The 13,037-nt window shown below is 66.3% G+C and carries 12 protein-coding genes; 11 read left to right on the forward strand and 1 reads right to left on the reverse strand.

The window, feature by feature from the left end:
• Nucleotides 1-175: 175 nt before the first annotated feature.
• Nucleotides 176-661: an outer membrane protein assembly factor BamB family protein gene (locus NA5_RS35285; protein ID WP_245672592.1), complete on the reverse strand. Its 486-nt coding sequence runs from the start codon at nucleotides 659-661 to the stop codon at nucleotides 176-178.
• A 238-nt stretch (nucleotides 662-899) separates the two neighbouring features.
• Between NA5_RS35285 and NA5_RS35290 the strand changes: the two genes are divergently transcribed.
• The 11 genes from NA5_RS35290 to octT all read left to right on the forward strand — a co-directional run bounded on the left by NA5_RS35290 (nucleotide 900) and on the right by octT (nucleotide 13,036).
• The gene (locus tag NA5_RS35290) at nucleotides 900-2,165 is read left to right on the forward strand and encodes a glutamate-5-semialdehyde dehydrogenase (RefSeq protein WP_062993379.1); all 1,266 of its coding nucleotides are present in this window, start codon (nucleotides 900-902) and stop codon (nucleotides 2,163-2,165) included.
• 69 nt (nucleotides 2,166-2,234) lie between these two features.
• On the forward strand, nucleotides 2,235-3,131 hold the full coding sequence (locus tag NA5_RS35295; protein WP_051181768.1) for an AAA family ATPase: 897 nt from the start codon (nucleotides 2,235-2,237) through the stop codon (nucleotides 3,129-3,131).
• A 3-nt stretch (nucleotides 3,132-3,134) separates the two neighbouring features.
• A complete protein-coding gene (locus NA5_RS35300; protein WP_062993380.1) occupies nucleotides 3,135-4,550 on the forward strand; it encodes a vWA domain-containing protein in 1,416 nt (471 codons plus the stop codon).
• A gap of 91 nt (nucleotides 4,551-4,641) precedes the next feature.
• Nucleotides 4,642-6,495, forward strand: a complete 1,854-nt coding sequence (locus NA5_RS35305) for an HSP90 family protein (RefSeq protein ID WP_062993381.1) — start codon at nucleotides 4,642-4,644, stop codon at nucleotides 6,493-6,495.
• A 1-nt stretch (nucleotide 6,496) separates the two neighbouring features.
• Nucleotides 6,497-8,443 (forward strand): hypothetical protein, encoded by a 1,947-nt coding sequence (locus tag NA5_RS35310; protein WP_062993382.1) that lies wholly within the window; start codon nucleotides 6,497-6,499, stop codon nucleotides 8,441-8,443.
• Between the two features lie 109 nt (nucleotides 8,444-8,552).
• Nucleotides 8,553-9,317, forward strand: coding sequence for an RsiV family protein (locus NA5_RS35320; protein ID WP_157110822.1), 765 nt, complete (start codon nucleotides 8,553-8,555; stop codon nucleotides 9,315-9,317).
• Nucleotides 9,318-9,381: 64 nt separating this feature from the next.
• Nucleotides 9,382-10,062, forward strand: a complete 681-nt coding sequence (locus tag NA5_RS35325; protein WP_062993385.1) for an RsiV family protein — start codon at nucleotides 9,382-9,384, stop codon at nucleotides 10,060-10,062.
• Between the two features lie 48 nt (nucleotides 10,063-10,110).
• Entirely contained in the window at nucleotides 10,111-10,752 is a 642-nt protein-coding gene (gene nadD / locus NA5_RS35330) for a nicotinate-nucleotide adenylyltransferase (RefSeq protein WP_062993386.1), read from the forward strand.
• A 28-nt stretch (nucleotides 10,753-10,780) separates the two neighbouring features.
• On the forward strand, nucleotides 10,781-11,191 hold the full coding sequence (rsfS, locus tag NA5_RS35335) for a ribosome silencing factor (protein WP_371856485.1): 411 nt from the start codon (nucleotides 10,781-10,783) through the stop codon (nucleotides 11,189-11,191).
• Entirely contained in the window at nucleotides 11,188-11,847 is a 660-nt protein-coding gene (locus NA5_RS35340) for a histidine phosphatase family protein (protein WP_062993388.1), read from the forward strand. The genes rsfS and NA5_RS35340 overlap by 4 nt, the downstream gene beginning before the upstream one ends.
• Nucleotides 11,837-13,036 carry a diglucosylglycerate octanoyltransferase gene (gene octT / locus NA5_RS35345; protein WP_245672585.1) on the forward strand — a complete coding sequence of 400 codons (1,200 nt, stop codon included), beginning with the start codon at nucleotides 11,837-11,839 and terminating at the stop codon, nucleotides 13,034-13,036. Before NA5_RS35340 ends, octT begins: the two co-directional genes overlap by 11 nt.
• The last annotated feature ends 1 nt before the right edge of the window (nucleotide 13,037 follow it).

Consider the following 13,037-nt stretch of genomic DNA (forward strand, 5'->3'; position numbering starts at 1 on the left):
TATTGGGTCGAATCCCTCGGCCCTGGGAGCAACGGCGCACGATCTGACTGACCGGCTTTGATCACGTGGATGGCCCGCATGGATATACGTCGGAACCAGCTGTCGGCGCGGCTGTTCGGGGCCTTGCGATCGTAATTGAATCCACCAACGTGGCTGCGGCTGAATGTCGAAGATCTTATGCCGCAGCGTATCCAGTGAATTCCTGCGCGGTCACCGTGACCATACGGCCACCCATCGCCTTCACCGCCGAGCGAAAGTTGGGCCTACCACTCGGCGGTAACGGCATCGACCAAGCGGTCGAACCGTCTCCGGCGTTGATCGCGTGCACGGTAGTGCCATCGGTCAGGATGAGGTGGCTTGCGTCGGTTATGCCATCGTTGCGGGAGTAGCGGGAGGCATTCGAGAACGGCGTCGGCTGCTGCCAGATCCGGTGTCCGTCAGTGAGATCGAGGCCGGCAAGCTGTGATCCATCGACCGATCGGACGATCACCGTGTTACCCACTACTGCGAGCACCGCGCCCGTGGCGGCTTCGATGATCAACACCCGATTTGTGCCGTGGCAGGCGATCTTTCCGTCGAATACCTGCTCACGGCAGCCATAGAGTTCGCCGAGGTCGGTCGTCCATCGGACCTGCCCGGTGTCCGGATCGATGCCGTGCATCCGCACCGGTCCGACAGTCAGTCCAGCACTGGTGCTGCGGGCGAGTCGTGCCGCCTTTCGACTGCGCTCGGCGAGCGAGCCCGACCTGATACGCGGCAACCCATCTGGCCGGGGCAGCGGCTGCGAGAACCGTTGTTGAGCGAACCAGTGCTGGCGGGCGGTTGGGATGTCGAACGCGCTGGTCGACTAAGCGCACTCGCGGGAATGGGTGCTCAGGCCGGTCAGTAGGCTGTGACCTATGACGGTAGGGACGACGACCGGCCAGGATATCCGCGAGGCGGTGCACGATGCCGCGCGTAAGGCTCGGGTGGCTTCGCGCGCGCTCGCACAGCTGACCACGGCGCAGAAGAACGAGGCGCTGCATGCGGCCGCGGATGCGTTGCTGGCTGCGGCCGATACCGTGCTCGCCGCCAATGCCGAGGACATCGCGACGGCGCAGGCGGCGGGGACCGAGGAGTCGCTGCTGGATCGGCTGCGGCTGACCAAGGCCCGCATCGACGGCATCGCCTCCGGGCTGCGTCAGGTGGCCGGACTGCCCGATCCGGTCGGTGTGGTCGTGCGCGGGTCGACGCTGCCGAACGGGCTGGAGATCCGTCAGGTCCGGGTGCCGCTCGGTGTGGTGGGCATGGTCTACGAGGCCCGCCCGAATGTCACCGTCGACGCGTTCGGACTCGCGCTCAAATCCGGCAATGCCGCGCTGCTGCGCGGTTCCTCCTCGGCCGCGCACTCCAATGCCGCACTCGTCACGGTGCTGCGGGAAGCCCTTGTCGCACTGGATATTCCGGCCGATGCGGTACAGCTGCTGCCCAGCCACGATCGCTCCAGCGTGACCCATCTGATCCAGGCGCGCGGCCTGGTCGACGTGGTCATCCCACGCGGCGGTGCGGGGCTGATCAATGCGGTGGTCCGCGATGCCCAGGTGCCCACCATCGAGACCGGCACCGGCAACTGCCACGTCTATGTGCACGAAGCCGCCGATCTGGAGATGGCCGAGCAGATCCTGATCAATGCCAAGACCCGTCGTCCGAGCGTGTGCAATGCCGCCGAGACGGTGCTCATCGATGACGCGATCGCCACCACCGCCGTGCCCCGGCTGATCGAGGCGCTGGAACGCCACGGCGTCACCGTGCACGGCGACCTGCCCGGGCTGGTGCCCGCCAACGATCAGGACTGGGGTGAGGAGTACCTGACCCTCGATATCGCGCTCAAGGTCGTCAAGGATCTCGACGAGGCGGTCGAGCACATCAACACCTGGGGCACCGGTCACACCGAGGCCATCGTCACCGGTGAGCTGGCCGCGGCCCGGGAATTCACCAACCGCGTCGATGCCGCCGCCGTCATGGTGAACGCGTCCACCGCATTCACCGACGGTGAGCAGTTCGGCTTCGGCGCGGAGATCGGCATCTCCACCCAGAAGCTGCACGCCCGCGGCCCGATGGCGCTGCCGGAGCTGACCTCGACCAAGTGGATCGTCTGGGGCGACGGCCAGATCCGGCCGGTCTAGATTTCGTTCGGTGTAAGAACCGCCGAGCGCTTGCTTCGGGCACTCCCGTAGCGTTGGGGGTGGGTTTCAATGGAAGGACGCTACGTGGGTACCGAAAGCGCAGTGCAGGAGCCGATCTTCACCTCGGTCGACGATGTGATCGAACGGCTGGCCACGACCGGGTACCTGGCCGATAAGGCGACGGCGACCTCGGTATTCCTGGCCGATCGGCTCGGCAAGCCGCTGTTGATCGAGGGCCCGGCCGGTGTCGGCAAGACCGAACTGGCCAGGGCGGTCGCGCAGACCGCGGACGCGGAGCTGGTGCGTTTGCAGTGCTATGAGGGCGTCGACGAGGCCCGCGCGCTGTACGAGTGGAATCACGCTAAGCAGATTCTGCGCATCCAGGCCTCCAGCGAGAACGACTGGGAAGAGACCAAGGCCGACGTCTTCACCGAGGAATTCCTGCTCTCGCGTCCGCTGCTGACCGCGATCCGCCGCGCCGATCCCACCGTGCTGCTCATCGACGAAACCGATAAGGCCGATGTCGAGATCGAGGGTCTGCTGCTCGAGGTGCTCAGTGATTTCGCGGTCACCGTCCCGGAGCTCGGCACCATTACCGCGAGCCGCAAGCCGTTCGTGGTGCTGACCTCCAATGCGACCCGCGAACTGTCCGAAGCGCTCAAGCGCCGCTGCCTCTACCTGCACCTGGACTTCCCGGACGAGGAACTCGAGCGCCGGATCCTGGCCAGCCGGGTTCCGGAGCTGTCCGCCTCGGTCGCCGCGCAGCTGGTGCGGATCGTGCACGTGCTGCGCGGGATGCAGTTGAAGAAGCTGCCGAGCGTCGCGGAGTCGATCGACTGGGGACGCACCCTGCTCGCGCTGGGTTTGCAGGATCTCGACGACACCACGGTGCGCGCCACCCTCGGTGTCGTACTCAAACATCAGGCCGACCACCAGCGCGCGCTGGCCGAGCTGAAGCTGGCCTGAGCCATGGCGGCCGGATCGCAGCCCACACTCGATGCGCCGCATGGGATTTCGGGACATCTCGTCGGTTTCGTCGAGGAATTGCGGGCGCATGGCATCCCGGTGGGTCCCTCGGAGACGGTGGACGCCGGCCGCGTGTTGTCGGTGCTGGATCTGATGGACCGCGAGGTCGTGCGCGAAGGTCTGGCCTGCTCGCTACTGCGCCGCACCACCCATCGCGGCACCTTCGACGGCCTGTTCGACCTGTGGTTCCCGGCCGCCCTCGGCGAGCGCAGCAGCACCGCGGATGATCTCGAACTTCCGCGCACGCCGTCCGGCGAGATCGACATTCCCGCGCTGCGCGCACTGCTCTCGGACCTGATGACCAGGGAGGATTCGACCCAACAGCAGGAAATGATCGCCGCGCAGCTGGTCGAACAACTCGGGCAGTACGAATCCTCGCGCGGTCCGTCCTTCTCGGCATACCGAACGTTGCGCGAGGTCCAGCCCGAGACGCTGCTGGCCAGGATTCTCCAAGGGCTGGCTATCGGACCGGATACCAGCGAATTCGATGCCGAGATCGCCCGCCGCATCGGTCGCAGGCGCATCGCCGGATTCCGCGCCATCGTGGAGGCGGAAACGCATCGACGGGTCGCCGAGAATATCGGCAGGGAGCGCGTCGCGAGCTATGCCGTGTCCCGGCAGGTCGAGGACGTGGATTTCCTGCGCGCTTCGGAGACCGAGCTCGCGGAGCTGCGGCGCGGCACGCAGCGACTGGCCCGAATCCTGGCATCCCGGCTTGCCGTGCGGCGCAGGCACGCTCGGCACGGTGAGATCGACCTGCGCAAGACGCTGCGCAAATCCATGTCGACCGGTGGCGTGCCCATCGATCTGGTGAATCGCAAACCGCGACCGGGCCGCCCAGAGCTGGTGTTGCTCTGCGATGTATCCGGCTCGGTGGCCGGATTCAGCAACTTCACGCTCTTGCTTGTCAATTCGCTGCGCGAACAGTTCTCCCGGGTGCGGATATTCGCCTTCGTGGACCGGACCGACGAGGTGACCCGGTTCTTCGATCCGAATACCCAGCTGGACCAGTCCATGGCCCGCATCTTCACCGAGGGCAAGGTGGTCGGCCTGGACGGGCACTCCGACTACGGCCATGCGCTGTCGACCTTCGTCGAGCAGTGGCCCGACGCGGTGACCTCCCGCAGCTCGCTGCTGATACTCGGCGATGCCCGCACCAATTACCGTGATCCGGATCTGAATACGCTGCGCGAGCTGGTGCGAACCGCCAAGCACGCGCATTGGCTCAACCCGGAGAAGGAAAACAGCTGGGGCACGGGCGATTCCGCCGCCGACAAATATCGCGAAGTGATCGAGATGCACGAGTGCCGCTCGGCCAAACAGCTGACCGCGGTGGTGTCCAGGCTGCTGCCGGTGTGACGCGATTGTGACCGAACTCATCATCGGTCCGCGTTAACACCATCAGCATTCGTTAAGGGAACCATTGGGGCCGCGCACCAGGATTCGGTCCATGGTGAACAACGCGCCGGGTGGGGCTGGCGGCAGCGGTAGTGGGGATTATTCGTTCCAGGTCGATCTGCGCGGAATCGTCGATCTGCTCTCGCACCACTTGTATTCGAGTCCCCGGGTCTACATCCGTGAGCTACTGCAGAACGCGGTCGACGCCGTCACCGCGCGCACGCAGCGTGACGTCTTGGCGCCCAAGATGATTCGGTTGGTCGTAGATGAAACCGGGTTGCGGATAACCGATCACGGTATCGGTCTCACCGCGGCGGATGTGCACCGCTTCCTCGCCACCATCGGGCATTCGTCCAAGCGCGACGATATCGAGGGTGCGCGCCGAGAGTTCCTCGGGCAGTTCGGCATCGGGTTGCTGGCGTGCTTCACCGTGGCCGAGACCATCCGCGTGGTCACTCGCTCGGCGATCGATCCGGACGCCCCGCCCGTGGAATGGCTTGCCGCGGCCGACGGCACCTACTCGCTGCGTCAGCTCGATCCGGAGGTGCGGCAAGAGCCGGGCACCACGGTGCATCTCACGCCGCGAGCCGGTGCGCGGGAATGGTTCACACCGGGGCGGGTGCTGGAATTGGTCCGCGACTATGGATCGCTGCTGCCCTACGAGGTGACGGTCGAGGCGAACGGTGCCGGACTGCGCGCGACCGACGGTCCGCCGGTGTGGCGGCGCGGCTACCCATCGCCAGCCCAGCGGCGTGCGGCGCTGTTCGAGTACGGCGAGCGCGTCCTCGGATTCACCCCGCTGGATGTGATCGACCTCGATGCCGAATTGGCGGGCGTCAGCGGGGTCGCCTTCGTGCTGTCACAGCCGGGCAATCCCGCCGAAAGCAGTGCGCACCGGGTGTATCTCAAGGGCATGCTGCTCGGTGACGCGGTGCGCGGACTGCTGCCGGACTGGGCCTTCTTCGTGCGCTGTGTCATCGATACCGACAGCCTGCATCCGACCGCGTCGCGTGAGGGCCTCTACGAAGACGAACGCCTCGCCATCGTCCGCGACAGCCTCGGCGACCGAATCCGCGACTGGCTCACCGAAATCGCGGCCGAACAACCCGAGCGGCTGGCTGCATTCCTGTCCGTGCACGCGCTCGGTGTCAAGGCGATGGCCCGGCATTCGCCCGACATGCTGCGGATCATGCTGCCGCACTTGCTGTTCGAGACGACCGACGGCCGCATTCCGCTGACGGAGTTCGCGCGCAACCATCCGAGCGTCCGGGTAACGGCGACCGTGGAGGAATTCCGCCAGGTGGCCGCCACGGCGGCCGCGCAGGGCATCGGTGTCGTCAACGGGGGCTATACCTACGATGCGGAACTCGTCGCGCTGCTGCCGACGATCCTGCCCGGCGTCACCGTGACCGACCTGGACGCGGACGCCGTCACCGCCGCCCTCGACCTGGTGGATCCGGCCGACGAACTGGTGCTGGCCCAGGTACTCGCCGCAGCGCGCACCGCACTGGATCCGCTGTCCTGCGATGTGATTCTGCGTGCGTTCCATCCGGTTTCGGTGCCAGCACTGCATCTGGACAGTCGCGGCGCGCGCAATGAACGAGCACGCGTCGAGACCACCGTCGGCGCCGATGAGCTCTGGACCGACATCCTGGGCGCGCTGCAGGCGAGCGCACCCCGCGCGCAACTGGTGTTGAACCACAACAGTCCGGTGATCCGACGATTGAGCCGGATCGACGACCCGGCCTTTCTGCGGACCGCGGTCGAATCGCTCTACGGCCAAGCGTTACTGATGACACATCGACCTTTGCGACCGGCCGATACCGCGCTGCTCAATCGCGCATTCGGCGAATTCCTCGGCTGGGCGACCCGACGTGCGGCGGGCGAGACCGCGGAGGAGGCCTGAGATGGAAACCTCCGAGATCCAATCGGCGTTGGCGCAGAGCCGTTCGCTGCCGCACGGACGCGGCCGCACCGAACGCCTGGAAATGCTTGCCGCCGCGGCGAAGTCGGGTCCGGACCGGGCACTGGAGGGCAGTGTCCTGTTGGAGCTGGCCCAGGCGTACGCCTATGCGGGTGAACGCGATCTGGCACCGGTCGCCTACGGCAGGCTGTTGCGGATCTACGACGACTTCCCGGCCGAACTCGGTTCGATGACGCATTCGGTGCACTGGTATCTGAAATGGCTGACCTGGGGGCTGATCGAGAATCCCGCGGTGCCGCTGCAGACCACCTATCGCTGGCTCGACGAGCTCGAAAGTCGTTACCGGCAGCGAGGATACAGTGCACGCCCGGTGCTCGCATTGCGCTCGGACCTGGCACGGGAACTGGGGCAGCACGATCGGGCCGCCGAACTGCTCGACGCGGCGCGTGCGGCACCGCGCGACAGCATGGCCGATTGCGATGCCTGTGAACGCAACCAATGGGGTGCGAACTACGCGCAGGCCGGTGACGACGAGTCCGCACTGGAGAGCTGGCGGCCGGTCATCGTTGGTGCGCGCAGCTGTGCCGAGGAACCGCATCGGGTGCTCGGGCAGGCCTTACTGCCGATGTTGCGCACCGGGCGCACCGCCGAGGCGCGCAGTGCGCATTTGACGGGTTATCCACTGGTGCGCCACCTTCCGGATCTGCGGCGCTCGGTCGGTGAGCACATCGAATTCTGCGCATTGACCGGAAACGAGGCGCGTGGCCTGGAGATGCTGGCCGAGCATGCGATGTGGCTGACCGATCCCGGCGCGGACGCCGCCGTTCGGCTGTCCTTCATATCGGGTGTGTGCGTGCTGTTGCGGCGGCTCACCGAGTTGGATCTCGGTGCGCTCGCAATCGGGGCGAGCACGGTGGATTCGGTGCGTGCCGAGCTGAGCGTCGAGATCGGCGAGCTCACCGCGAGATACGACGCGCGCAATGGCAATGCGCTGGTCAGCGAGCGGGTGGCGGCACGGCTCGCGCAGCAACCGCTGCTCGACCACCTCCCGCTCGGTATGCGAAACACTTTGCCGCGCAAGGTTTCCGCCGTGGCGCACACGACCACCGCCAGCGTCGAAGAACAAGCCGAGGACGCGCTACAACTGGCCGAACTGGCCGCAGTACGCCTCGTCGACTATCCGAAGGATGCCGAACAATATCTGCGCCGAGCGCTTTCGATCGGCGCGACCGCGCTGCCCGCCGAACATCTCGCCCGGCTGAGTTCCCAACTGGTCATGGTGCTGTCCGGACAGCCGGGGCGCGAGTACGAACTGGCTGATGCGGCACTCATGGCCGCCGCACGCTGGGAACCGATTTCGACCGCGGATGCGATACACCTCACCTACGTCGCCGCGCGCGCCTGCCACCGGGCCGGACGGCACGGGGAGGCGGCCGCGCTGTTCGAACAGCCACTCGCGGCGGGCGAGCAACCGTACCCGCCCGCCGAAATGGCCATCGTGCGCCGCCAATACGGCGAATCCCTGCGCAAGCTCAACCGATTCCGTGATGCGGCACGGCAATTCGTCGAGGCGGCCCGTCTGGTGCACAACGATCCCGACCGCGTCGAACTCGAAGCCGAGCTCGCCTGGTCGGCGGCCGCGGTCCTCGACTACTGCGGCGAAGACGAACAAGCAGTCCTGGCCTTCCTCCGCGCCGCTCACCTGTGGGGCACCCTCGATCGCATCGGCCCGCGAGCCAAGTGCCTGCGCTCCGCGGCCTGGCTGCAGCTCTACGGCGCCGGAATCGAATCCGACCGACCCTGGCTCACGATCATGCGCGACCTACTCGCCGAACTGGAGAACATCGCCGAAACGTCCCCCTCGCCCGAGGTAGCCACCGAACTCCTCAATACCCGCACCCAACTCGCCGATATGCAGCGCGACGACTGATCACCCAGCGACCAGCGTTTGCGGACGATAAGAAAACTGTTAGGTGGCGGCGGCATTGTTGGGTGGGACACCGAGATCGGCTCGGTGCGTTGTCGATTCGGAGCTCCGGATGAAGAAGACCGCTGCTGTTATCGGCGCGCTGGCCAGCGCGGCAGTACTCACGGCCTGTGGGCCGGACGAATCGCCGACGACCGGGGGCGGATCGTCGGCGTCCGCGACATCGGCCCCGTCGGTGACCGCGACATCGGCCGCGTCGACGACCGTCGCCGGATCACCTCGGGCCGAAACCTTCACCGCGACAACACTGCATCTCGAGGGCACCGGGTACAAGATCGACGTGCCGCAGGTGAGCGGTGGAAAGACCGATGCCAGAACCGAATTCAACGAGGCGATGCGGGCCGGGGCGCAGGAGTGGATCGACCGCATCACCCGCCAGGGCGATTCGGTCACCGGCGGTGACAGTCAGGTCGTCCGCATCGGTTCGCAGGTGCTCAGCGGGCATCTGGTCGTCATCATGTACTCCGAAGGGGCCGCGCACCCGAACAGCAACGACTTCGCGCACGTCACCAATGTCAATACCGGCAAGGCCATCACCCTGCCCGACCTGTTCACCGATCTGCAGCAGGGCCTGAACACGCTCTCGACGCAGGCCGAGGCCCAGGTGCAGCAGAATCCGAGGGCGACCGGCTACAGCAAGAGCCTGCTCACTCCGGTGGCCGAGCACTTCCAGACCTGGGTCGCCACACCGGAGGGCATGCGGATCTACCTCGGTGAAATCTCCTCGCATGCCGCGGGCAATATCGATGTCACCGTGCCGTGGTCCGCGCTGGACAGCGTGCTGGAGCCGGGGATGCGTGCGGTCCTCAGCAGCTGATAAACCCGTGACAGTTCGCGGTGGTACGTTCTCGGGCACGCATCGAGCTATTCGGGGAGGCGAAATGAGGAAGACCGCTGCCGCTGTCCTGGTCAGCGTCCTGTTGGCCGTGCTGACGGCCTGCGGGTCCGCCGATCGGGCCGCCACGCCCGCGGCACCGGCCTTCACCGCGACCACTGTCAAGCTCGAGGGCCCCTGGTACTCCTTCGACCTGCCGCAGGTCGAAGGCGGACCCGACGCCGCGCGTACCGACTTCAACGAAGGCTTGCGCGCCGAGCTGGATCCGTTCCTGCGGGATGCGGCCGAGACGCGGAAGGTGAGCGGATTCCACAGCGAGGTCGCCCATATCGGCCGCCATGTGCTCAGCGGTGTGCTCGGCATCGAGGTGGCCGACGGCTATCTGCATCCGATCACCTTCAAGCGCACCCACGTGACGGATATCGACACCGGCAAGGCACTCACGCTGCCGGATCTGTTCACCGATCTGCCGAAGGCCCTCGAGCGGCTGTCGGCGCAGGCGCAGGTACAGATCCCGAAGACCCGGGTCGGCACGAACCCCTACGACAAGCAGCGCATCGCCCCGGAGGTGGAGAACTTCAAGGACTGGCTGGCCACGCCCGACGGTCTACGCGTCTACCTCGGGGAGATCGCCTCGCACGCACTGGGCTATATCGACATCACGATCCCGTGGTCCGACCTCGACGGAGTGCTGAAGCCGGGTCTGCGGGCAGTCGTCAGCAGTTGAACGTCCGGCCCCGGCTCGGACCGAACCGACCGGTTAAGCTCGGCTCTCATGCAGGAGAACGGTCGGCGTCGACGCAAGCTGGGGGTGATGGGTGGCACCTTCGACCCCATCCACCACGGCCACCTCGTCGCCGCCAGCGAGGTCGCGAACCGGTTCGAACTGGACGAGGTGATCTTCGTCCCAACCGGACAACCATGGCAGAAGGCCGATAGGCAGGTCAGCCCGGCCGAGGATCGCTACCTCATGACCGTGATCGCGACCGCCTCCAACCCCCGATTCTCGGTCAGCCGGGCCGATATCGACCGGGGCAAGGTCACCTACACCGTCGACACCCTGCGCGAGATGCGCACCAAGCATCCCGATGCCGAGCTGTACTTCATCACCGGAGCTGACGCACTCGCCAACATCCTGACGTGGCAGGATTGGGCGGAGTTGTTCGAACTGGCGAAATTCGTCGGGGTGAGCCGACCGGGGTATGAGCTGAACACCGATCATCTCGAGGAGCATCTGCGTGACCTGCCGGTCGATGCGGTGACCATGATCGAGATACCGGCGTTGGCGATCTCATCGAGTGAATGCCGTCGCCGTGCCGCCGAGAACCGGCCGGTGTGGTACCTCGTGCCCGACGGCGTCGTGCAGTACATATCGAAGCGGCATTTATATGTGCCCGTAGGAGTGGAAGGTAGCTAATTTGAGCGCATCTATCGAGTCGGTGGAGATGGCGCAGGTCGCCGCGCGCGCGGCGGACGAGAAGCTGGCCACCGACGTCGTGGTGCTCGACGTGTCCGAACAGTTGGTGATCACCGACTGCTTCGTGATCGCCTCCGCGCCGAACGAGCGTCAGGTCAATGCCATCGTCGACAATGTCGAGGAGAAGCTGCGCGTGGCCGGGCACAAGCCGGTCCGGCGCGAGGGCACCCGCGAGGGGCGGTGGGCACTGCTGGATTACGTCGACGTCGTCGTGCACATCCAGCACAATGACGAACGCAATTTCTATGCGCTGGAACGGCTCTGGAAGGATTGTCCGGTGGTTCCGGTGGAAGGGATCGCGGCCGGGACCGACGTGTTCAAGCACACCGAGTCCGAGGACGTCGTGGCGCGTGGCGAAGCGGGGGAAGACAGCGAGTGAGCAAGTATGCCGGCGTCCGCACGCTGATCCTGCTGCGGCACGGGCAGACCGAATGGAATGCCGCCGACCGGATGCAGGGGCAGATCGACACCGATCTCACCGAGCTCGGTCGGCGTCAGGCGAAAGAAGCCGCGCGCGAATTGGTTTCGCGTAATGCGATCGCCATCGTCTCCTCCGATCTGCGGCGCGCCTTCGATACCGCCTCGGCACTGGCCGACCACACCGATCTCCCGGTGGTCCCGGATCCGCGGCTGCGCGAAACCAACCTGGGCGACTGGGAGGGGTTGACCCATCTCGAGGTCGACGCCGACTACCCGGGCGCGCGGGTGGCCTGGCGCTTGGATGCGGCCTATACCCCGCCTGGCGGTGAGAGCAAGCTCGAGGTCGGCGCACGGTCACTACCGGTTGTTCGGGAATTGTTCGCCGAGCGGCAGGATTGGCCCGGCCGGACTATCATCCTGGTGGCGCACGGCGGGCTGATCGCCGCCCTCACGGCCGCGCTGCTCGACCTGCCGCCGCGGAACTGGCCTGCCCTAGGGGGATTGGCCAATACCAGCTGGGTGCAGCTGAGCAGTCACGGTCCGAGCATCGATCAACCCGGTTGGCGTCTGGATGTGTGGAACGCAGCGGCGAAGGTGGCCCCGGATGTCCTCTGAAGAACCGGTTCGGCAGGTACCGGATGAATTGTTCCGTCGGGTTTCGGCGAAGCCCGAACGGGCGATCCCGGACGCGCTATTCGGACCTCCCCCGGTGAAGAATGTCGAGCCGGAGGAACCGGCCGAGTCGCCGACGGGCGAGTCCGACAGCGACGAATCGGTCGCCGACTCCGGGGAAGGTAACGAGGAGCCCGCCACATCCACGCCCGAGTTCGGAACCGGTGCGGAGCCAGCGGAACCAGCGAGTGAACCACCGGAAGGTGTTGCGGCAGCTTCCGATACAGATATCGCGGCGGCTGCCCCCATAGACGAGTCCACAGCGATGGAATCCGCGCCCGATGTCACGGTCGCGGTTTCTACGAGCGGGGACGAGTCCACTGCCACAGTGGATTCCGTGGATCCCGAATCGGTACCCGCGCTCGAATCGTTTATCGATGACGAGGTTTCGGCCGCGGCGGCCGAACCGGCCTCGACCGATGAATCGGATCGCCCGGTACTGCTGGTGATCGCGGACTCGCTGTCCTACTTCGGTCCCAAGGGCGGCCTGCCCGCGGACCATCCGAAAATCTGGCCGAATCTGGTCGGCGCCGAACTCGATTGGGATGTCGAGCTGATCGGGCGGATCGGCTGGACCTGCCGGGACGCGTACTGGGCGCTGATCGGCGATCCCCGGATCTGGGCCGCGGTGCCGCGCGCGGGTGCGGTCGTCTTCGCGGTCGGCGGCATGGACACCCTGCCCTCGCCGCTGCCCACCGCGCTGCGCGAGTTGATCCGCTACGTGCGCCCGCCCGCGCTGCGTCGCGGGGTCCGCGGCACCTACAACTGGCTGCAGCCCAAGCTGTCGAAACTCGGTCGTCCGGTGGCATTGCCACCGAAGGTGAGCGTGGACTACCTGGAGCAGGCGCGCGAGGCGCTGGCCCAGCTGCGCCCGGATCTGCCGGTGGTGGCGGTGCTGCCATCCGTGCACAACTGTGCCGCCTACGGGCATGTGCACAGCGGCCGGGAGCCCGCCGTCAAGGCGCTGCGCGAATGGTCGGCCAAGACCTCGGTTCCGCTGGTCGATCTCGGTGAAGCGGTGCGCGAGGACATCTTCTCCGGCGACGCGAATCCGGACGGAATCCACTGGGGCTGGGCCGGACATACCGCGGTGGCGAATGCGATGGTGAAGACCTTGCAGGAGGTTCGGTAGT

The organism is Nocardia anaemiae NBRC 100462, from assembly GCF_001612725.1.
Classification (GTDB): Bacteria; Actinomycetota; Actinomycetes; order Mycobacteriales; family Mycobacteriaceae; genus Nocardia; species Nocardia anaemiae.

What these genes read in the sequence shown, in the direction of transcription:
- NA5_RS35320 (WP_157110822.1), top strand. Translation starts at nt 8,553, where the DNA reads ATGAAGAAGACCGCTGCTGTTATCGGCGCGCTGGCCAGCGCGGCAGTA.
- octT (WP_245672585.1), top strand. Translation starts at nt 11,837, where the DNA reads ATGTCCTCTGAAGAACCGGTTCGGCAGGTACCGGATGAATTGTTCCGT.
- NA5_RS35285 (WP_245672592.1), bottom strand. Translation starts at nt 661, where the DNA reads ATGCACGGCATCGATCCGGACACCGGGCAGGTCCGATGGACGACCGAC.
- NA5_RS35290 (WP_062993379.1), top strand. Translation starts at nt 900, where the DNA reads ATGACGGTAGGGACGACGACCGGCCAGGATATCCGCGAGGCGGTGCAC.
- nadD (WP_062993386.1), top strand. Translation starts at nt 10,111, where the DNA reads ATGCAGGAGAACGGTCGGCGTCGACGCAAGCTGGGGGTGATGGGTGGC.
- rsfS (WP_371856485.1), top strand. Translation starts at nt 10,781, where the DNA reads ATGGCGCAGGTCGCCGCGCGCGCGGCGGACGAGAAGCTGGCCACCGAC.
- NA5_RS35310 (WP_062993382.1), top strand. Translation starts at nt 6,497, where the DNA reads ATGGAAACCTCCGAGATCCAATCGGCGTTGGCGCAGAGCCGTTCGCTG.
- NA5_RS35300 (WP_062993380.1), top strand. Translation starts at nt 3,135, where the DNA reads ATGGCGGCCGGATCGCAGCCCACACTCGATGCGCCGCATGGGATTTCG.
- NA5_RS35325 (WP_062993385.1), top strand. Translation starts at nt 9,382, where the DNA reads ATGAGGAAGACCGCTGCCGCTGTCCTGGTCAGCGTCCTGTTGGCCGTG.
- NA5_RS35295 (WP_051181768.1), top strand. Translation starts at nt 2,235, where the DNA reads ATGGAAGGACGCTACGTGGGTACCGAAAGCGCAGTGCAGGAGCCGATC.
- NA5_RS35305 (WP_062993381.1), top strand. Translation starts at nt 4,642, where the DNA reads ATGGTGAACAACGCGCCGGGTGGGGCTGGCGGCAGCGGTAGTGGGGAT.